General features: G+C 44.5%; 21 protein-coding genes and 1 pseudogene. All 22 read right to left on the reverse strand.

The annotated features are described in order from the left end of the window. Nucleotides 1–29 precede the first annotated feature (29 nt). Nucleotides 30–1,907 (reverse strand): Stk1 family PASTA domain-containing Ser/Thr kinase, encoded by a 1,878-nt coding sequence (pknB, locus tag D8797_RS00375; protein WP_125378848.1) that lies wholly within the window; start codon nucleotides 1,905–1,907, stop codon nucleotides 30–32. Then, complete coding sequence (locus tag D8797_RS00380; protein WP_125378849.1) at nucleotides 1,904–2,644, reverse strand: Stp1/IreP family PP2C-type Ser/Thr phosphatase; 741 nt, start codon at nucleotides 2,642–2,644, stop codon at nucleotides 1,904–1,906. Before D8797_RS00380 ends, pknB begins: the two co-directional genes overlap by 4 nt. Before the next feature lie 18 nt (nucleotides 2,645–2,662). Continuing rightward, nucleotides 2,663–3,979 (reverse strand): 16S rRNA (cytosine(967)-C(5))-methyltransferase RsmB, encoded by a 1,317-nt coding sequence (rsmB, locus tag D8797_RS00385; RefSeq protein WP_185780813.1) that lies wholly within the window; start codon nucleotides 3,977–3,979, stop codon nucleotides 2,663–2,665. Next, the gene (gene fmt, locus D8797_RS00390) at nucleotides 3,969–4,907 is read right to left on the reverse strand and encodes a methionyl-tRNA formyltransferase (protein WP_125378851.1); all 939 of its coding nucleotides are present in this window, start codon (nucleotides 4,905–4,907) and stop codon (nucleotides 3,969–3,971) included. The genes rsmB and fmt overlap by 11 nt, the downstream gene beginning before the upstream one ends. Nucleotides 4,908–5,007: 100 nt before the next feature. Further along, nucleotides 5,008–7,413 (reverse strand): primosomal protein N', encoded by a 2,406-nt coding sequence (locus D8797_RS00395; RefSeq protein ID WP_125378852.1) that lies wholly within the window; start codon nucleotides 7,411–7,413, stop codon nucleotides 5,008–5,010. Nucleotides 7,414–7,464: 51 nt separating this feature from the next. Beyond that, nucleotides 7,465–7,779, reverse strand: a complete 315-nt coding sequence (gene rpoZ / locus D8797_RS00400; protein WP_005590937.1) for a DNA-directed RNA polymerase subunit omega — start codon at nucleotides 7,777–7,779, stop codon at nucleotides 7,465–7,467. Between the two features lie 26 nt (nucleotides 7,780–7,805). Continuing rightward, nucleotides 7,806–8,438 (reverse strand): guanylate kinase, encoded by a 633-nt coding sequence (gmk, locus tag D8797_RS00405; RefSeq protein ID WP_005590938.1) that lies wholly within the window; start codon nucleotides 8,436–8,438, stop codon nucleotides 7,806–7,808. 112 nt (nucleotides 8,439–8,550) lie between these two features. Then, nucleotides 8,551–9,084: a DUF177 domain-containing protein gene (locus D8797_RS00410; protein ID WP_125378853.1), complete on the reverse strand. Its 534-nt coding sequence runs from the start codon at nucleotides 9,082–9,084 to the stop codon at nucleotides 8,551–8,553. 145 nt (nucleotides 9,085–9,229) lie between these two features. Further along, on the reverse strand, nucleotides 9,230–10,615 hold the full coding sequence (locus D8797_RS00415) for an amino acid permease (RefSeq protein WP_185780814.1): 1,386 nt from the start codon (nucleotides 10,613–10,615) through the stop codon (nucleotides 9,230–9,232). Nucleotides 10,616–10,796: 181 nt separating this feature from the next. Beyond that, nucleotides 10,797–10,958, reverse strand: a pseudogene (locus D8797_RS10610) (DUF7716 domain-containing protein); the annotation flags it as partial. A gap of 31 nt (nucleotides 10,959–10,989) precedes the next feature. After that, the gene (locus tag D8797_RS00425; RefSeq protein WP_125378854.1) at nucleotides 10,990–11,733 is read right to left on the reverse strand and encodes a GNAT family N-acetyltransferase; all 744 of its coding nucleotides are present in this window, start codon (nucleotides 11,731–11,733) and stop codon (nucleotides 10,990–10,992) included. Between the two features lie 20 nt (nucleotides 11,734–11,753). Continuing rightward, nucleotides 11,754–12,452, reverse strand: coding sequence for a 3-oxoacyl-ACP reductase (locus tag D8797_RS00430; RefSeq protein WP_125378855.1), 699 nt, complete (start codon nucleotides 12,450–12,452; stop codon nucleotides 11,754–11,756). Beyond that, entirely contained in the window at nucleotides 12,445–12,681 is a 237-nt protein-coding gene (locus tag D8797_RS00435; RefSeq protein ID WP_002899859.1) for a DUF2829 domain-containing protein, read from the reverse strand. Before D8797_RS00435 ends, D8797_RS00430 begins: the two co-directional genes overlap by 8 nt. 62 nt (nucleotides 12,682–12,743) lie before the next feature. Further along, a complete protein-coding gene (locus D8797_RS00440) occupies nucleotides 12,744–13,202 on the reverse strand; it encodes a GNAT family N-acetyltransferase (RefSeq protein WP_125378856.1) in 459 nt (152 codons plus the stop codon). 15 nt (nucleotides 13,203–13,217) lie between these two features. After that, nucleotides 13,218–13,643, reverse strand: coding sequence for a GNAT family N-acetyltransferase (locus D8797_RS00445; protein ID WP_125378857.1), 426 nt, complete (start codon nucleotides 13,641–13,643; stop codon nucleotides 13,218–13,220). Nucleotides 13,644–13,706: 63 nt separating this feature from the next. Continuing rightward, complete coding sequence (locus D8797_RS00450; RefSeq protein ID WP_125378858.1) at nucleotides 13,707–14,717, reverse strand: S41 family peptidase; 1,011 nt, start codon at nucleotides 14,715–14,717, stop codon at nucleotides 13,707–13,709. Nucleotides 14,718–14,788: 71 nt separating this feature from the next. Next, the gene (locus D8797_RS00455) at nucleotides 14,789–15,058 is read right to left on the reverse strand and encodes a hypothetical protein (RefSeq protein WP_125378859.1); all 270 of its coding nucleotides are present in this window, start codon (nucleotides 15,056–15,058) and stop codon (nucleotides 14,789–14,791) included. 41 nt (nucleotides 15,059–15,099) lie between these two features. Further along, nucleotides 15,100–16,500 carry an amino acid permease gene (locus D8797_RS00460; protein ID WP_125378860.1) on the reverse strand — a complete coding sequence of 467 codons (1,401 nt, stop codon included), beginning with the start codon at nucleotides 16,498–16,500 and terminating at the stop codon, nucleotides 15,100–15,102. A 130-nt stretch (nucleotides 16,501–16,630) separates the two neighbouring features. Then, entirely contained in the window at nucleotides 16,631–18,619 is a 1,989-nt protein-coding gene (locus D8797_RS00465) for an ABC transporter permease (protein ID WP_125378861.1), read from the reverse strand. After that, the gene (locus D8797_RS00470) at nucleotides 18,612–19,379 is read right to left on the reverse strand and encodes an ABC transporter ATP-binding protein (protein WP_125378862.1); all 768 of its coding nucleotides are present in this window, start codon (nucleotides 19,377–19,379) and stop codon (nucleotides 18,612–18,614) included. Before D8797_RS00470 ends, D8797_RS00465 begins: the two co-directional genes overlap by 8 nt. 527 nt (nucleotides 19,380–19,906) lie before the next feature. Further along, nucleotides 19,907–20,038: a hypothetical protein gene (locus tag D8797_RS10320; protein ID WP_005590956.1), complete on the reverse strand. Its 132-nt coding sequence runs from the start codon at nucleotides 20,036–20,038 to the stop codon at nucleotides 19,907–19,909. A 196-nt stretch (nucleotides 20,039–20,234) separates the two neighbouring features. Further along, entirely contained in the window at nucleotides 20,235–20,582 is a 348-nt protein-coding gene (locus tag D8797_RS00480; protein ID WP_125378863.1) for a class Ib ribonucleoside-diphosphate reductase assembly flavoprotein NrdI, read from the reverse strand. Nucleotides 20,583–20,591 lie beyond the last annotated feature (9 nt).

Raw genomic sequence — 20,591 nt, forward strand, 5'->3', positions numbered from 1 at the left:
ACTAGATAGGATAACTGTAGCTAGTCGCCTTATTGATGGTCCGTAGATGCTGTTGTAGAGCTGCTGGAAGAGCTAGAGTGACTTTCACTCTCACTCGTGGTGCTGCTGGAAGGCGATGACGACGATGAACGTTCGCTTGTACTAGAAGAACTTGTTACCGTACCATCTGTCACGTAGAAAGTAATCTTGGTATTTGATTTCAATTTAATACCTTGACCAGCTGCTGGAGACTGGGCTGTCACCAAATCAGCTTGACTGGACTCCACGGAGCGATCAATCACTCGCTCAATACGAGACGAAGCGATTCCCATCTCCATCAGATAGGACCTCGCATAGGCATACGAAACTTGGAGATGACCAAAGTCCGGCATTGGAACAGTAGTCACTGTTTTAGCAACGGTCAGAGTAATCTGTTTATTTGACGTCACATCATAAGAAGAACCTGCAGCTGGAGTTTGGCTGATGACCACTCCTTCTTCAACATCAGAACTTTCTTCTTCTACGATCTTGATCAGCTTCTCAGGAATATTGTAAGTGCTTTTCAGATGTTCAATCGCCTCTGAGGACTTCTTACCGACGTAATTTTCTACTGTAAAGGTTTTTGCTCCTTTGGAGACAATCAAATCCACTTTACTGTTTTCACGACGTTGACTATTGGCTGGTGGATCTGTCTTGATGATCTTACCTTCCGCCACTTTATCACTGTAGTCCTCCTTGATCTCTCCTACCTCAAGACCCTTAGCAGTAATGGTCGAACGGGCTTCTGCCACTGTTTGTCCTGCTACATCTGGAACCGTAGTATTAGCAGGACTCTTGTAGATCAGAAAGAAGAAGGCTGCAAAAACTAAGAGAATAGCTAAAAACATAACTTTGTATCTAGCTCTTAAATGACGTTTTTTCGGCTTTTTGACTGGAGCTTTTAAAACAGGGGCCTCTCTCTTCACATCAGCCGCAGCTTTAGGAGCCACTGCTTCTGCGACAGGACTTGGAGCTGACTGAGGAATTGGAGGAACTTTTGGCAAAGTTTTAGTATCTGCCTTTACCCCATCATCAAAGACCAGTTTCTTTTCATTTCGACGGTCATAAGATAAGCTACTGGACAAATCAACATACATCTCTGCAACGGATTGATAGCGATCGCTCAGCTTTTTAGCCGTTGCCTTAATGACCACATTTTCCAAGGCCTGAGGTACATTCGGATTTTCTGCGATGATTGAAGGCAGGGGCTTTTGGAAATGCTGCAAAGCAATCGTCACAGCACTATCTCCGTCATAAGGGATATGCCCTGTCAGCATCTCATAGAAAATAATCCCCATGGCATAAATATCACTCTGAACAGTGGCTTTGGAACCCCGTGCCTGTTCTGGTGAAAGATAATGCACCGACCCCAGCATCGAATTGGTCTGGGTCAGACTGGTCTCTGCGAAAGCCACGGCAATCCCAAAGTCTGTTACCTTAGCATCGCCATCTGGTGTCAAGAGGACATTTTGTGGTTTTAGATCACGGTGGACAATCCCGCGTGTATGCGCCAGGCGCATAGCCAGTAGGATTTGCCCCATGATTCTGACTGCTTCTTCGTTTGAAAGTGGAGAATTTTCTTTGATATAGCGCTTAAGGTCAAGCCCAGACACATATTCCATGGCCAGATATTGCTGACCATCTTCTTCTCCAATATCGGAAATCCGGACAATGTAAGGATGATCCAAGTCCGCCATTGCTTTGGCTTCTCTTTGGAAGCGGGCAACTGCAATAGGATCCGTCTGATAATTGGTTCTAAGAACCTTTACAGCAACCTCCTCACCATCAAGTATCAGATCTCGAGCCAGATAGACATCTGCCATGCCTCCACGGCCAATCTGTTTGATGATTTTATATCGCCCGGCAAAAATCTTGCCGATTTGAATCATTCCTGTTCCTCCTTGTCAAAATGAACCAGAGCAACTGTGATATTATCCAGCCCTCCAGCATTGTTGGCAAAGCGAATTAAGGTTTCAGTTTTTTCAGATAGGCTGATATCGCTGGTGACAATATCATAAATTTCGCTGTCTGAAATCATATTGGTCAGACCGTCACTGTTGAGCAAAAGGTAATCACCATCTTCTAACGTGATCATGCCATAGTCAGGCTGCACTTCGTCTTTTTGACCGATAGATTGAGTGATAATATTCTTCTGTGGATGGCGTTCCGCCTCTTCTTGTGTAATCTGTCCAGCCTTGAGCAAAGCATTAACAAGTGAATGGTCACTGGTTAATTGGCTATATTCCTCACCACGAATCAAGCCAATTCGAGAATCACCAATATGAGCATAGATAGCTTGATTATCAATAATGGCTAAAGCTTCTAGCGTCGTGCCCATGCCCTTGTATTCTTCGTCTTGACCAAATTGGTGGATGCGCCGATTTTCTTGTTCCAAATGCTCTGCAAACCATTCACGGACTTGGTTCACTGAGTCAATCTGAGTATCAACCCATGCGGCACCCAGGTCTGTTACTGCCATTTCGCTGGCAATGTTACCAGCTCTGTGACCACCCATACCATCAGCCAAGATAATCATGGTCTTGCCAGCCCTATTCACAAAAAGATTGGCATAATCCTGATTATTTGTCCGCTTTTGACCAACATCTGTTAATATTGAAATTTCCATACTATCAGTTTCCTCCTCTTAGTCTGATATCTTCCTAAATTGACTGATAAAAAATCCATCGCTTCCATATAATTCCGGCGTAATCAAGATACAGCCGTCTTTCACGATATCTTCTCTTTCATGTTCTAGTCTAACTTGCTCAAAATTTGGGTGTCTCTCTAGAAATTTCTTAACTACTTCAAAATTCTCTGCAGACACAATCGTGCAAGTACTATAAGCTATTATACCACCTTTACGTAGACTTTGACAAACGCTGTCTAGTATATCCAGCTGAATTTTTTGTAAATTTTCAAAATCAGCGTTTTCTTTATTGTACTTAATGTCTGGTTTGCGGCGAATTAAACCGATACCAGAGCAGGGAGCGTCTACTAGGATTTTATCAAATGCATTTGGTCCAAAAGTCTCAAACACCTTGGTCGCATCCAGTTTTTTAGTGGTGATTTTATCTGTCAAGCCTAGACGTTCTGCATTTTGACGAATCAAGTCCAGCTTATGGTCGTAAAGATCCAAGGCTGTAATCTGACCACTCGTCAAATAGGAAGCCATGTGCACAGCCTTGCCACCCGGCGCACTGCAAGCATCCAAAATCTGCTCATGGCCTTCGATATGCAAGGTCGGAGCAACTAGCTGGCTAGACTCGTCTTGAATAGTGATCAAGCCTTTTTCAAAGAACTCATGACCAGCAAAATGGCCTTGCCTCTTGACCAAGGCTGAAGGAGCCAAGAGCGAATCGTCCGCATCCAAAACTGCTTTAATTTCTTCCTTTCGAGTCACATCCGTCACTCGAATGCTGGCCTTGTTGCGCTCAAAGAGACTAGCAAAGATGGATTCCGCGCGTTCTTCCCCGTATTCGTCAATCAAAACCTTGACCAACCAGACCGGCAGAGAATACTGGACTGAGTAGCGCTTGTTCTTGCGTTTGATGGTAGTCGGATCAGCTGCGCCTTCCCGCTCGATCTTCCGCAGGATCGCATTGACATATTTTTCACTGCCACGCTTACGGCCTTTTGCAATCTCAACGGCTTCATTGACAACAGCATGCTGGGGGATTTTATCCAGATAGAGCATCTGATAAAGGCTGAGCTCAAGCAGGATGTAAAGCCAAGCATCCAGCTTGTCTCTATCCTCCACAAAATGAGCCAATTGCCATTCCAGAGTGATTTTCCGAGCAACTGTACCATAAACCAGCTCGGTAACCAAGCTTTTATCAGCTGAACTGAGGGTACTCTGTTTCAGAGCCTTATTAAGGGCAATATTGGAATAAGCTCCCTCTTCAAAGACTTCTTCCAGAATTTCCAGAGCAAGCTCGCGGGCTCTTTTTTGCTTACTTTCCAAATTCATCACCTACTGCTAAACTTCGACCCAGACCGTTGAGGAAGTCCTTGATGTCCATCTTAGGCTTGCCGAATGGCTGCACCGTCTTTAGAGAAAGGGCACCCTGCCCCGCTGCGATCACTAATTCTTTCTTGCTGATCGTCAGGATTTCACCTGGACGACCGCTGCCTTCTACTTGGCTAACTTCGTAAATCTTGAAGCGCTGGCCAGCTAGTAAGGTATGGGCCACCGGCCAAGGATTCATGCCCCGAACCTGATTGAAAATCTGGCGACTGGTCTTTGTCCAATCAATCCTCTCTTGCTCTGGGCTGATATTCGGTGAAAAAGTCACCAGCTCTGGATCTTGAGGCTGGGCTTGAATCTCTCCCGCTACATAGGCTGGCAAGACTTCTAAAAGAAGGTCGCGACCAATCATAGCTAGTTTTTCAAAGAGAGTTCCGACATTATCAGACTCTTCAATGGCTGTCGCTCGACTGGCAATCATATCACCAGCGTCCATCTCCTTGACCATCTCCATAATGGTCACACCAGCTTCTTGGTCACCATTTATCAAAGCATAATGAATGGGCGCTCCGCCACGGTATTTAGGCAAGAGAGAGGCATGGACATTCACCGCGAAGTTAACGCTGTCCAGTAAGCGGCTCGGCAGAAATTGACCAAAGGCTGCTGTCACGATGCCGTCAGCTCCCAAGCTCATAATTTCTTCCAAGTCCGCGCTTTTAGCTAACTTTTCTGGTTGGTAAACTGGCAAGCCGTTAGCTAAAGCCACTTCCTTGACCGGTGTCATGCGGATTTCCTTTTTACGACCCACCGCTCGGTCTGGTTGAGTGACCACTGCTAAAATTTCATATTGTTCGCTTTCCAGCAGGCCTTTTAAGACCGTTGCTGAAAAGTCAGGCGTTCCCATAAAAATTAATTTCACTGTCATTTCCTCAAATCTGTCGCAGAATCCTGTCCCCTGCGACTGTTTTTCTTTCTATTATATCAAAAAAGCGAGCAAAGATGATAGCTCTCGCTCACTTTCGCCATCAGATAAAATTCTGGGGTTCATTATCAATACTGAGTCTCAGGTCCTTGTTTTCCGCTTGCTGCGTTAGTTCCAAGACCCGATTGAGTGTGGCTTGCAGGTCATCCTCAAAGCGATACTTCAGTAAAATCTGATAGTGGTAGAGATTGTGGGTTCGGGCAATGGGCTTGGGTGTGGGGCCCAAAATTTGCACCTTGTCCGATAAGCCACTCCGTAGAATATCCATGACCTGATAAGATTTCTTGACTACCGTTTCCTCATCTTTGTGGGATAGGGTCAGCCCGACTGTATAGTAATAAGGAGGATAGCCCAACTGCCGACGAATTCCCATTTCATAAGCGTAAAAGCCTTCGTAATCCTGCTTTCTGGCAAAGTCAATGGCATAGTGATGCGGGTTGTAAGACTGGATAAAGACTTGCCCAGCTTTTTCAGCCCGACCTGCCCGACCTGCTACCTGAGTCAGCAGCTGAAAGGTTCGTTCTGAAGAGCGAAAATCTGGCAGATTCAAAGCCGTATCCGCATTGAGCACACCGACCAGGGTCACATTAGGAAAATCCAAGCCCTTGGCAATCATCTGAGTTCCCAGCAGAATGTCTGCCTGTCCCTGACCAAAAGCCTCTAGGATTTCTTCATGACTGCCTTTCTTACGGGTCGTATCCACATCCATCCGCAGAATGCGAGCCTCTGGAAAGAGGGTCGCCAGCTCATCATAGGCCTTCTGCGTTCCCGTACCATAGTAGCGGATACTGCGACTGGCACAATTAGGGCAGGCTTGCGGAATATCCTTGGTAAATCCACAGTAGTGGCAGTTCATGGTCTTGGTATCCATATGCAGGGTCAGGGAAATATCACAGTTGGGGCAGGTGTCCACCGTGCCGCATTCCCGACACATGACAAAGCTGGAATAGCCTCGCCTGTTGAGCATGAGAACCGTCTGCTCGCCTTTATTTAGACGATCCTGAATAGCTTCTAGTAGGACTGGAGTGAAATTACTAGCTTCATTTTGCCCGATATAATCTCGGAAGTCCACCACTTGAACCTGAGGAATCTGTGCCAGCGGATTGGCCCGCTTAGTCAACTGCAAAAAGTCATAGACGCCACGGCTGGCTCTGGCCCTGCTTTCCAAACTCGGAGTCGCCGAACCCAGCACCAAGACAGCTTGATTGTAACGAGCTCTCAGAAGAGCCACCTCTCTGGCATGGTAGCGAGGATTGGAATCCTGCTTGTAGGAGGACTCATGCTCCTCATCAATGATGATAGCTCCGATATTTGTCAGCGGAGCAAAGATGGCTGAGCGCGCACCAACAACGACCTGAGCTTCTCCCCGCTCCACCTTGCGCCATTCATCGTACTTCTCACCGTCAGATAGACCTGAATGTAAAATAGCCACCTTGTCACCAAAGCGCGAAATAAAGCGATCGGTCACCTGAGGAGTCAGAGAAATCTCCGGCACCAACATAATCGCTGTCTTTCCTTGACCTAGAGCCTCCTCAATCACCTTGAGATAAACCTCAGTCTTGCCACTCCCCGTCACTCCTTCTAGCAAAACGGGTTGAGCGTCAGCTTGACCAATTTTTTCACAAATCGCAGCGACTGCGGCTGCCTGCTCCTCATTGAGAAGCAGTTTTTTATCCTGTCGCTCCTTTTGGAAATGCGCTGCAGACCGGCTGACCTCTCTCTCCTCTGTATGAAGAAGCTCCTTTTCTAAGAAAATATTGACGACTGCAGGTGAAAAGAGTTTTCGTAAGTCTTTGAGAAGACCTGATTGCGGATTTTCCAGCAGAAATATCTGAAGTTCCTGCTGCTTTTTCGCTCGGGCAGAAGGCAGGAACTGAGTCAATTTCTCTCTGTTCACATGATACCAAGTTTCAGTCTTGATATGCTTACGGTCCGTCGCTTGGTATTCCAAGCGAATCTTACCAGCCTGAGTCAACCGCATGAGCTTGGACTGACTTTTCTTGTCCAAATCAGAAAAACGAAGACTAGCTTCCTGACCAAAAATGGCCTGCCGCTCCTCAGAAGAAAGCTGCTCCGTTGGATAAAGCAACTTGTCATAGCTGGAATTAAGAAGACTCGGCAACATGGCCTTCAGGATGGAAATTTTATAGGAAAAGACAGACTGGCGCAATTGGTCAGCTAGCCAGAGCTGCTCCGCATTTAGAACCGGCCTAAAGTCAAGAACTTCAGCAATATCTTTCAATTCTCCGATATGCCCCGCCAAATCTTCAGCTTTCTCATCAGACAAGCCAACAATCAGCCCCTGAATCAACCGACCGCCCTTGCCAAAAGGCACATGCACCCGCATCCCAGCTTCTAGCATCCCAGAAAACTCCTCTGGAACCGCATAGCTGTATGGTTTATCCGTCTGCATCAGAGGAACATCGACAATAACCTTGGCAACTTTCACACTCTCACCCCGCTTTCCCTAAACGAAAAATAAGATTGAGTAACCCCAACCTTAAATTTTCTCACCCTCTTCTTTTTCTTTGGCAATTTGTTCTTTGATCTTGCGCTCTTCTTCTTCTTTGCGCAGGCGTTCTTCTTCCGCACGTCGGCGAACTGCTTCACGTTTTCCTTCTGGATCTGGGTGAATCACAACATTACCAGATTCAATTTCTTCTAAAGCACGTAGCGTTGATTTTACTGATTTAAAATCTTGAGTTGGCTTAGCGCCAGCTTCTAGCTCATGGGCACGCTTAGCTTCTAAGATAACCAAAGAATATTTTGACGGTACCTTGTCCAACAAGGTATCAATAGACGGTTTTAACATCATAACTATTTACCTAATTTCTAACTTTATTAACGGACGACTGCTTCATCTTTAGGAAGCATGTCTTGGTAGTGACCGATGACACGGTCCACACGAAAATGCTCGGCTTCAATCACACGTTTCACACGTTCAGCTGCCAAAGGCACTTGGTCATTGACAATAGCGTAGTCATACTCTCGCATCAAGGCAATTTCTTCTTTTGCTTTCTCAATCCGCTGAGCAATAACATCTGCGCTGTCTGTACCACGACCAACCAAACGGTCTTTCAGCTCTTCCAAGTCTGGCGGAGTCAGAAAGATAAACACAGCATCGGGCACTTTTTTCTTGACTTGGAGTGCTCCTTGAACTTCGATTTCCAAGAAAACATCTATACCCTTATCCAAGGTCTCATTGACATAAGTGAGTGGAGTCCCATAATAATTGCCGACATACTCTGCATACTCGAGCATCTGCCCTTGACGGATCAACTCCTCAAACTCTTCACGAGTGCGAAAGAAATAATCAACACCATCAACTTCTCCAGGACGCTGCGGACGAGTCGTCATAGATACAGAATACTGAAACTGATTGTCCGTACTCTCAAAAATTTCCCGTCTTACTGTCCCTTTTCCAACGCCTGAGGGGCCAGAAAAGACAATTAACAAGCCTCGTTCTGTCATCATATCTCCTTCACAGTCTTTCTATCTAGTGTAACAAAATTGCGCTCATATTTCAAGAAGATTCAAAGAGATTTCCTTGATAATCCTCCAGAATTCTGCTAGATTTTAGACGCTTTTATTCATCAAATAAGCCTTGAAGACTGGCGAAAGGACTGTTGGCTTCTTTCTTCTCCATTTGCTGCTTTTGGTAGTCTTCCTCCGTCAGCACCTGCCAGTCATTTCCCGTAGGCATACTCGCACCAGCTTCCTCTTCAGGAGTCAAAACTTTTAACGGAATATGAAGCAAAATATTGTCCGCCACACTGGCTGCCAAATCAATCGTATCTCCCTCAAATGGTAGAACCAAATCATCTTCCAGCAAATCCTTTTGCACAGAGCCATCTTCGACAGAAGCAAAGACTTCATGAACCGTGTAGGCTTCCTCCCTATCAACCGGAGCCATACTGCGACTAGAAGCCAGGGTAATCTTGTAGGTCAAGGTGTAATCCAAAAAATATAGCCCATTTTCATACTGAGCCTGACCTCTAGCCACGATGTTCTGGATATCTAGCACTTCACGATTACGCTCTTGTAGCTCTTGCGCCAAATCAAACTCTTGATCAAACTGCAAGCCGCCAGCATTCTTCTTAATTTCTTGAATATTTAACATTTCAGCCTCATTTTACATTATTTCTTTCTTCATTATATCATTTTCTCAGCCAAATACCTATACCCCAAACAGCCAATGAAACAACTAAAAACAAAATCTCTCAGCCAGCTGGACTGAGAGAAAATACATTTTTCCTAAAAAGGGATTATTTTCGGAATTTGAATTGGCTGTAAAGACCAAAGACGACGATCCAAACAGCTGAACCGATCGCTCCCACCACCGTTGACTCTTGTAAGAAAAGAGTGACAAAGACAAAGGCAAAGAAGAGCATGGTCAAAGGATTGAGAAACTTGTAAGCTGGCATGAGATAACCATCTGCCATAAAATCTGGTGACTTACGATATTTGAGGTGGGCCAGCATAGTCAGACCATAGATAGCGATGTAGACACCAGATGAGGAGGCCGTAATCAGAGCAAAGGAGTCTGATACTCCCGGAAGAATCTTGATAAAGGCCGCAAAGGCAATGGTAGCCGCCGAAGCCAAAATCGCATTCTGCGGAACATTTTGCCGAGATAGCTTCCCAGCTCCTATTTTCTCAAGAAAAGGATTGGGCGTATCGTGGGCAATCTGATACAAATGGCGGCCTGTTGAGTAGAGGGTCGAGTTCAGTGCGGAGGCCGCTGAGGTCAGAACCACGAAGTTAATCAAGGCTGCCGCCCATTTGAGACCCGCTAACTTAAAAACGATAACAAAGGGAGAGTCAGCCGTTGCTAGTTTTTCCCAAGGAATGATGGCCATAATGGCAAGGAGAGACCCCCCGTAAAACAAGACAATCCGCAAAGGAATTTCTTTGATGGCCTTTGGCAAGACCGCTCGTGGATTAGCCGTTTCAGAAGTGGTAATCCCGATAAATTCAATAGCCTGATAGGCAAAGAAGACCATCTGGAAAGCCATGACAAAACTTACAAAGCCATTAGGGAAAAGCTGAAAACCTCGACCAATATTCCCAAGACTAGCTACTCCGTGAGGCGTTTTAAAGCCTGTCAATACCATAAAAACAGCCGTTGCAATCAAAGCAATAATAGCTACAATCTTTATCATAGCAAACCAAAATTCGACCTCGCCAAAGACTCGAACCGCTATCAGATTGACCAAGCTAAGAAGGGCTAGAAAGACAAGCTGAATCATCCAAGCTGGCCAGTCAGGAAACCAGTACTGCACATACTGGGCAACAGCCGTAATCTCAGCCATTCCGATAAAAATCAGAGAAATCCAGTAGGACCAACCAGAAAAATACCCCCAGCCAGTTCCCAAATATTTGGTAATAAAGTTGATAAAGGTATGCTGGTCAGGGTCGTAGTAAAGCATTTCCCCAATCGCCCGCATCATCAGATACATGAAAAGGCCCGTCAGCATGTAAATCAAGATAATGGATGGACCCGTCAAACTAATCGAGCGACCCGCCCCCAAGAAAAGACCCGTACCAATGGTTCCAGCAATGGCTATAATCTGAACATGCCGATTTTGTAAGCCACGTTTCATCCCGTTCTTTTCTGTTTTTTCGTTGTTTTTCAACTCAGTTTCACTCATTCAATCATTTCCTTTCACAAATCGCTTTATTGTATCACAATTCAAGCAATTCTGCTAGATTTTTTCATTTTATATAAACATTTACTCTAGAAAATTTATGCAAAAAGACAGACTCATAGTTCGTAGAATCATTATAACAGACAGAATAAGGCATTGTATGCTGTTCTTATGAAGAGGCTCTATCTAGCTCTAACTCCCTTACTTGTCTAGGATAAACATCCCTATTATCCACCACTTGATGATAATCTGCAAGCAAGTAGCAGTCCTGAAAATTCAGTTCTTCATTTTCCTTAGCATACAAACAGAAATCATCCTCTAGCTCTTCCGATTTTACAGCCTCCATGATATATTTTAAGAAATAGGTTTAGTTTTCTTCATTGGTCAAAAGTCCCTTTCCATTCATAGGCCAGATAAGCTCCTAGACATTGATAGTCCAAGCTTTCTGCAACCTTCTTGGAAGCTTCGTTGTGCGCATCCCATAGTGGAAAGAGTGAGCGTTTTTGAGCTTCTAAAATCATCCGGGCTCCCAAGATTTTGGCCAAGCCCTGCCTTTGGTAGGCTGGCTTGGTAGCAATTTCAATCTCAAGAGCTCCATGATAGACCAATCCTGTCGATACAGCAGCGATGATTTCCTTATCTGAATAGAGTAAAAAACCAAAGCCACCCGACGCTTTAAAATGGTCAAAATCAGAAAAATCACCCCGCAAATCCTGAGACCAGACTTCCTCAGCCAAACGCTCATAACTCTCCTCAACAATCGGACAAAGGTGGTAGTTTACTGGTAGACTGCTCTGACATTTCTCCAAGGCCTCTGTGTCAAAGTCTGCCCTGTCAGCAAAAGCGTAGCGAGTAAACCGTTGCAACTCACTCTGACTATCCAGAAACTCTTGCCAACTGGGCTCCTCAGAGATAATGACCTTGTCAGCCAAGCTGTATTTTGTGCTATAGTCCTGCCACAAATCCGGATCCACCTGACCAGCTGGAAAAAGAAAGTTCCCTAGTTGGTAAAGACAGGATGTCTCAGGAGCATTCATAAAGAACTGCCCTAGACCAGCATCCAAACCGTAAATTACCATATTTTTGGTCCAGATTTGGAAAAGGTTCTTAGCTTTTTTCATTGTTCGCATCCTTCATTCACTTACTTCAAACTCCAGCCGCCGTCGATTTTGATAATCTCACCTTGCATAGCAGCTGCCTTACCGCTTGCCAAAAAGAGACTGACATCAGCTACTTCTTGAGGGTCCAGCCAGCGCTTGATCGGCGTTTCCTCAGCAACCCAGTCTGCCAGTCCGCCTGGCTCAAAATCTGCAGCAGTCATAGCTGTCTTGACAGCGCCTGGCGCCAGGCCAAAAACTTGGATATTTTGATCCGCATAGTCCAAGGCTATCTGCTTAGTCAAACCAGCTAGAGCATGCTTAGAGGCTGTATAGGCTGCACCGCCTCCGCCAGCCAAAAAACTAGCAATCGAGCACATATTAATGATGATACCAGACTTTTTCTCCAGCATTTTCTGAAGGTAAAAACGAGTGATTTTCATGGTTGCGGTCAGATTCAGCGCAAAAATCCGCTCCCAATCCTCGTCACTTGTCTCGTGCAAGGGACGATAATCGTCCAAAATACCGGCCGTATTACAGAGAATGTCCACTTCAGGCAAGCTAGTGAAAAGTGGTGTCAAATCATCTGTCAAATCCATTTTAAAAAAACGTAATTCATTTAGAAAGCCAGGATTTTCACCCTTATCTACTCCATAAACGCGGTAGCCATTTTCTAAAAAGGTCATAGCCTGAGCTCGGCCGATGCCAGAGCTAGCTCCCGTCACCAGTACTGTCTTAGTCATCCACTTCCACCCAATCTGTCGCGAGGACATCACAAGGAGTTGGACTCCACATGGAGAAACCCTCCCCTTCGCCTGAAACATTGATGAGGAAATAAGGTGTCACCTCGAGAGCTACCCCATTTTGCTCAATCGTATCAAAGAGCTGGACATAGTTTTCCGCTCCGCCCCAGCCTGTCCTCACATATTTTTTCTTGGCCTTAAGGCCTGGTAAAATTTCTTCAAATGTCATGGTTTTCTCCTTTTGTTTATTAATACTCTTATCAAAATTTGCTATTAGCAGTCATAGGTATTTTAGACTTTCTTCTCCATTTCCACAAAGAGATGAATATCGCCATTGCTTTCCTGCGGAATGCGTCTCACCACTTCAAAGCCCATGTTGAGATAAAGCTGCTGGGCTCGGTGATTGAAGTCAGCCACGGATAGGCTTATGACTTGGGGCGCAAAATTATCCATGATAAAGTCCAGAATTTCCTGCAGAAATCCCGCGCCCTGGCCTTTTCCGCAGTTCTCTGGCTTCATCCCCAAACCAAGCTCCAAAGTTCGATCTCCTTTCTGCTCTAAGCAGAAAAATCCATAGAGTTTCCCTTCTCTCAGGACTTGATAATAACGGTCCCCACGCGCTTCTTGGGAGACTATTTCTTCATAATCCTCCAGATCATTTTCCATATCATAAAAGTCATAAGGCGTCTCGTAATGCCAGTCGTTAGCAATTTCTAAAGCATGCTGCTGGCTTAATTGTTCAATCTCCATCTTCTCCTCTTTTCTCTAAAATTCCCAATAAAATCGTTTCTGGTCTGCTTTTTCGTTGCAGCCGAGGCTGCGGTAAAATTCATGGGCTGCGGAGCGGGAAATACCTGAATTAATCCGAATCCCTGTGTAGCCTGCGGCTTTTGCCTCCTCACGCAAGGCCTGCATCAGCGCTCTGCCATGTCCCTGCCCTTGAAAATCCTGAGCGACTGCTAAAGCCAAGAGATTGAGCAAGGACGGGAAATAGAGACAGTCGTAGCTAGCCGCATGAGCGTATCCTATGACCTGACCGTCTTCTTCAACTACCAAAATCAAATGCTGGTCATTCTCTAGTAACTTTTTCAGTTGAGCCTCCGTCGCTTCCCTATCGAAGTCATAGCCCAGGCACTCAGCATTGAGCCGCTGAATAGCTGCAGCGTCTCTTAGTTTTATCTTACGAATCATCTGTCACCTCGTTCTTCTCTTTATTATAGCAGAAAAGCAGTCTCTTTGACTGCTTTCAATAAACTATTCTCCCATCTGTCCCTTCAACCAAGGCTCCGCCTCTTCTAAAGGCTGGTCTGTTAGGACATCGGGCTGGATTGCCTCATTCTCATAAAGCTTGCCCGTGCGATCTAAGATACTCGAGGTGGTCAAGAGCAAAACCGCTCCATCATACAGTTGATAATAATTATTTCCCGTAGTATAGCTTGCCGTTGGCTGACCAAATATTTTAACATTTTCAAGTCCCTTAAAAGCTAAAACAGTCATCTCTCCTGAGCTACCTGTCTTCCCATTGATAAGAACAGCTATGGGCACTTTCTTTGCTTTTTCATCAGTCTGCTCCAGACCAAGCTGCTTAAGGACATCTAATCGCGAAACCGCGCTCTTGCTTCCGTTTTTATAAACGAATTGGAAGAGGTCTTCATCAGGCAAAAGAGAGGACAGCCCAGCAATCATCGGATACATATTCCCGCCAGTATTGTCTCTCAAATCCACAAGAACCGCCTGATAGTCATCCTTTTTAAGAGCTGCTGACAGCTTGTTGGCATAAGCTTTCGCTGCCTGTGCGTCACCAGTGAAAGCAGGAACTTTTACATAGAGAATACCCTCCCGATTCTGCACTTCAGGCTGATTTTTGCTTTCTGGACTGTTTTCAGGATTATCCTGTGGGCTTAAAAAATAAGAATGCTTCCCGCCAGCTTCTTTGGTTAATTTTTCCAAGACAGGATAGGTGTCTTGATAAGTCTTGGCTGATTCAAGCTTCTCTAAAGCTTTCTTTTTCTCATTTTCCCAATCTTTATCCGTATAAAGACCAAAATCAAGCTTTTTCACAACCGAGCGAGCGTAGTCCTGCGGACTAGGTGGAAAAAGAAAAATTCCATAGTCTGGACCAAAGTAGACTAGAAAACCTATTAAAAGAGCAAGCAAAACCAGTACTGTTCCCAAGCAACCTAAAAGAACTTTTTTCATAATTGCACAACCTTTCTTGTGAGGATTCCTGAGCTGATTATAGCAAAATAGAGACACGTTTTCCATGTCTCTACCTTACATTTATCATCGTCAATCTTACATTTTTGTAAGATTATTTTATTTTAATCTACAAAAGCTTATTTCCATCTTTCACTCTTGGAAAGCGCAATCATGAGACCAGAACCAGCTAGAACCGCTAAAATGACAAGACAGATATTTTTCAGAGGATATAGCCAGTCTTTATTTTCCTCATGCCATCTTGACTTCCAAAGGCCAACATAGTCAGCGCCCATATGTTCGGGTTGATTCATCTGAATATTGATCACAATGGCTAGTAAGATAAGGGCAAGCAAAGCAAGCGCAATCAGCCAAACTTTCTTCTTTTTCGTTAGCTTAACATTCTTCATTCTTTTCTCCTTCTACTTTCTGTTTAAAACAACTCTTTACACTACTTTTCTTTCACTTCTATTTCCGAATGACGATAGCCGTAGCTAAAGTAAATCAAAATTCCCAAAAGCAGGGCAATGCCAAAGGCCAACCAAGTGTCCCAGGTGTACTGAGTCATAAAGGAAAGGCAGATGACAATGGACAAAATCGGAGTTAGAGGCACCAGCGGAGTTTTAAACTCTCCTGCCTTGGGCTGCCCCTTTTCCTTGCGCAACTTCAAAATGGCAAAGGCCAGCATAATCAGATAAGTCAAGGTACAGATATTGAGGAAAGAGGCGATGCTAGCAAGAGGAAAGATACCCGCACAAATAGCTGAGGCAATCCCCACTAAGATGGTAGCATTTTGAGGCACGCGGCTAGTAGCAGTTAATTCCTTGAAAGACCGTGGTAAAAGTCCATCACGCGCTATACTGTAAATCATCCGAGACAAGGCATAAGTCATGGAGATGCAGACAGTGATCAGGGTCAAAATCGCTACGATAGAAACATAATTGGCAGCCCAATCTAGTCCAATACTGCGAAGTGAAAAGGCTACTGCATCTGGAACATTCAGCTTGGTATAGTGTACCAACCCCGTCAAGACTAAGGTTACCAATATATAGAGGATGGTTACAATCCCAAGGGAAAGAACAATGCCGCGTGGCACATTTTTTTGCGGCTCTTTGATCTCATCCACAGACATAGAAATCGACTCAAAGCCCAGAAAAGCAAAGAACATCAGAGAAGCTCCAGCCATAATCCCCGTCTGACCGCCATAGATCTGACCAAAACCGAAAGGTGCAAAGTTAGACCAATTCTCAGGTCGAAGATGGAAAAGCCCAACGAGAATAAAGAGAGCCAAGGCTGAGAATTTGAGGACGACCAAGGCTGAATTAAAGCGCAGGGCTGCTTTTGAGTTTAGAAGTACCACGCCTGTCACAAAGACCAAAACCAGAATAGGCAACAAATCTACATAAGTCCCTGCTTTTGGATTGAATGTGCCATTCAAGGCTGTCGGTAGCTGGATATGAAAGCCGCTCAAAAGCCCTTTCAAGTAAGAACCCCAGCCAGAAGCTACACCTGATATAGCTGTCATAAATTCCATGATGGTCAGCCAACCAGCCAGCCAAGCCGGAAATTCCCCTAAAACAGCGTAAATATAGCTGTAAGCTCCGCCATTAGCCGGAACTCGAGAGGCAAACTCCGCATAAAATAGGGCAGAGATGCTGACACACAGGGCAGAAATCACGATCGACACAATCAGAGCTGGACCAGCATAAGTCGCCGCCCCAATTCCTGTAACCGTGAAAATCCCTGTACCAACCATGGCACCGATCCCTAAAAGAATCAAATCCATCAGTTTCAGGTGCCGCCGCATTCCCGTCCTGTTTTTACTGGCATCTTTTTTTCGAAAAATATTCATAAAATCTCCCTCCAAAGCATAGATGGTTTATTATATCATAGATTATTGGATTTACCAAAGTCTCTTTTAAAATGCCACTTTATCGTTTGGCAAAGAAATGCAAAATAAGAAGCTGGGAAATCCCAACTTCTTACATAGAGACAATTTTACGATAACTGCGAGAAGTAATCATGAAGACAATCACATAGCTGATAAAGAAGATTGCACAGACACCCAGTGTCACAGCCAGCATGAGAGCTGAGTTAAGAACACCAAGAGCAGACAAGATCAAGCTCAGCATATGATAGGCAAAAGTCAGATGGATAAAGGCGAAAGCCAGTGGTAGGAAAAAAACAATCAAGATCTGTTTCCGAATGGTTTGTCTGATTTGCTTCTCATCCAGACCGACCTTTTGTAGAATCACAAAGCGATCCCGATCCTCGTACCCTTCTGAAATCTGCTTGTAGTAGATGATGAGGATGGTTCCCAGCATAAAGACGATTGATAGGAAGATACCGATGAAGAACATACCGCCCAGCATGCCTTTGATTTCTTGCTTATCAAAAGCTGTTACCGAACCATAGACTGCTTGATTTTCAGGCAAGGTCTGATTAAACTGCTGCAATTTTTCTTGGTAAGCATCCCTCAGATTACGCTGTTCTTCCGTTGACAGCTTTGTATCAAGCCAGCCATAATAATTAAGGTTTACAGCATATTTATCTGTCATTGTAGAGAAGATTTGGTCAGGATTTTTAAGAACCATGTAGATTTTCTCTGGGACGATCATGTTCATCTGATCGGGTAAATGACCAAAGATAAAGTCTTCTTTGAGTTCTTCTTTTATTTTAAAGGTCTGACCAGCCAGCTGCAAGTCTTGCTTGGAATCTAACTTCACTCCTTGCTGATAGAGAGCCACTTCATCATCCCCAAGATTCAGAGTTTTCCCCGTCATACTTTGATAGTCCGCTTCTGAAATAGCCAGAATATACGTTTTCGGTGTGACGAATTTTTGAGCGGCAGCATTGATATCGAGCTGGTTGCCAGCACGACTTGTCACTCCCATCGTATAGTATGGATAGACACCTTTCTTTGTGACCGGTAACTGCTGCTCATTCACAAACTCTGTCAGCACTTGGTCCATCTGCTCACCTGTGGTTCCTTTTCCTTGAATGCTAAAATCATGAGGAAACATAGCCTTTTGCATGTAGTCACCACCGGCATAGATATTAGCTCCGCCAGATAAGGTTACCAAAACCATGGTTGATAGGATAGCAATTGTTGCCAAGCCCACTGCATTTTTCTTCATGCGGAAAATCAGGTTGGAAACGGAAATCATGTTATTAGGTTGGTAATAATAGGACTTCCTCTTTTTCAAAAATTGCAGAAAGACTGTAATTCCAGCATTAAAGAGCAGATAGGTGCCTAGAATCACAAAGAGCACTGCGACAAAGAATGTAAAAATTGCTGATAGAGGATTGGTCACTCCTAGTGCAAGAAAGTAACCATAAGCCAAGGCTGCAAGCCCAAGTAGTGTCTGCAGGAATAAAAAGCGACTTTTCTTTTCTCCGCTATTCTTTTCTTTGACCAATTGCAACGCATCAAGCTTTCTCAGACGCAGACCATTGCTAATCATCAAGCAGAAAAAGACAAAGGCATAGAAAACAGCAACCGCGATAACGACAGCAGGCTGAAAAGTTGACACCAAGACGACCTTTATCGCCATGATTTTCAGCAAGAGAGCATAGATCAACTGGTCAAATAAGAGTCCAATCCCTAGTCCAAGGATAAGAGTGACCAGACCAAATACCAGTAATTCAATTACCACCATGACAAAGAGGTGGAATTTATTGAGCCCTAGCACACTGTAGAGGCCCAGCTCTTTGGAGCGATTCTTGAAAACAAAGCTATTAGCATAAAAGACGATAATGCTGGTCGTGATGCTGACAATCACCATCCCAAAAGATAGCACCATAGAAACGGCGCTTGCCCCCGTCATTTTTACTAAATTAGGATTAAAGGTCAGAGAGAAAAAGATGTAGGAGATGGCGATAGCCAGACAGGTCGCCAGAGCGAAAGGATAATAAAGCTTACGATTCTTGATTAAGTTAGAAAGCGCAAGCTTACTAGTTAATCTAAGCATGAGCTTCCACCTCACTTGCCATGACCGTCAGAGTATCGGAAATCTCTTGGAACATCTGCCGCTCGGTCTTGTTGCCACGGAAGATTTGATTATATAAAATCCCGTCCTTGATAAAGAGCACCCGCTTGGCCCGACTAGCTGCCGAAGTCGAGTGAGTCACCATGAGAATGGTCTGGCCGCGGTCATTGATGTCGTCAAAGACATCCAATAGAGCTGCCGAGGACTTAGAATCCAAGGCTCCCGTCGGCTCATCTGCCAGCAAAATCTCAGGCTCAGTAATGATAGCGCGGGCAACTGCCACCCGTTGCTTCTGACCACCAGAAATTTCATAAGGAAACTTTTCTTGGAGTTTGTTAATCCCCAACTCATTGCAGGTGGTGACCAGCTTTTGCATCATCTCGGTAATAGGACGACGAGAGAGCACTAGTGGCAGCAGGATATTATCCTTGACCGACAGAGTATCCAGCAAGTTGAAATCTTGAAAGACAAAGCCTAATTTCTCCCGGCGGAAGCTGGAAGCCTGACTGTTTTTGATGGTTGCCGTGTCAGTTCCGTTGAGAAAGACACGGCCTTCAGTCGGCTTGTCCAACATGGCTAGGATATTGAGCAGGGTGGACTTCCCAGAGCCTGACTCACCCATGATGGCCACATATTCGCCTTTTTCTATCGTAAAGTGAATGTCCTTCAGTGCCTCAACTTGGCTGCCCTGAAAGCGAGTTTTATAAATCTTTTTCACATGTTGTACATCTAATAATGTCATTACTTGAACCTCTTTTTTTATTTATATGTAAAATGGTTATTTAGCTTAGCTTTCAATGCTTTATTAGCTAGCTCTGCTCTACTGTTGCCTGAGCTGCTGCTCCCTACTGAAAGCGAAATAAAAACGATACTATTATCATACCGAAAAGCCCGATAAGTTTCCATAAGCTAATCTTTCATTTTGGACTCTAATCTTACATTTTTGTCACTTAGCGGTCTTCCCGTTATGGAAAAACCTGATGTTCATTAGAGAGAGCAGGCTGTATGATTGGCTTGCTTTGCAAATTTACCTCTCTAAACTTTCAGTTCCATTTGGGAAAAAAGGTGGTGGGACTGGGAAAAAAGTCCTAGCCTCTCAATTGTCTTTGGATTGTCGAGCAAGACGCAGTGGTTGAGCGGGCTCTACTACGCTGATTTCATCAGCTTTTACAGCCCTACTCAACTGTGCGGAGGTGGGACGACGAAATCGAATTCTAACGAATGACCGATTTCTGTCCCACTCTCCAGCCCCTTCACTGCATCTGCTTCTTAATGACTATACTGTAGCCAGAAATAATACTGGCTTGATGCACAGCCCAGTCTAGTTTTTTCGATTTCTTCTTTGGAAATCTTTTGCGCCATTTGTGTTTTTTGTTTATGGTTGAAGAGATTTGTTTTCATAGTGGGCCTCCTTTTATTTGGATATTATTTGTGATTTGTTTTTCCTTACACCTATATGATATAAAATTCCCCGTCCCGCTACCATCGAATAACCTTTCATTTTAGGATTTAAACTTACATTTTTGTCATTTTAAAAAAAGATGAGTGATTATCACCCATCCTTTTCCCATATATTTATCATATAAATCATCCGCTCTTAGAGTTTAGCTAGGTATTTCTGTACAAGTTTGATGTCTTCTTCCTTGCCACCTCGGTCAATATCGCAGATATGCGCCAGCCCATATTTTTCGATAATCAAAGGTGTCGCCCCGCAGAAGGTCCGTCCATGCTTCACCGAATCTCCATTATTGACAAAACCCTTAATCAAGCTTGAATGTTTCTTAATAAAGCGCTTAGTGGACCAGGGAATTTTCCCAGCCCCAGCATTTCGCGTAATCAGAATACAAGGTTCTTCCAACTTTTCCTTGATAGTTTGTGTCGGATAGCCCAGCGATTCTGCAAATTGCTTCCCAATGCCCGTTACTGAATCATAAACTATGATCATTTCCTCTAC

Source organism: Streptococcus cristatus (assembly GCF_003944225.1).
In the GTDB taxonomy this organism is placed as follows: Bacteria; Bacillota; Bacilli; order Lactobacillales; family Streptococcaceae; genus Streptococcus; species Streptococcus cristatus_K.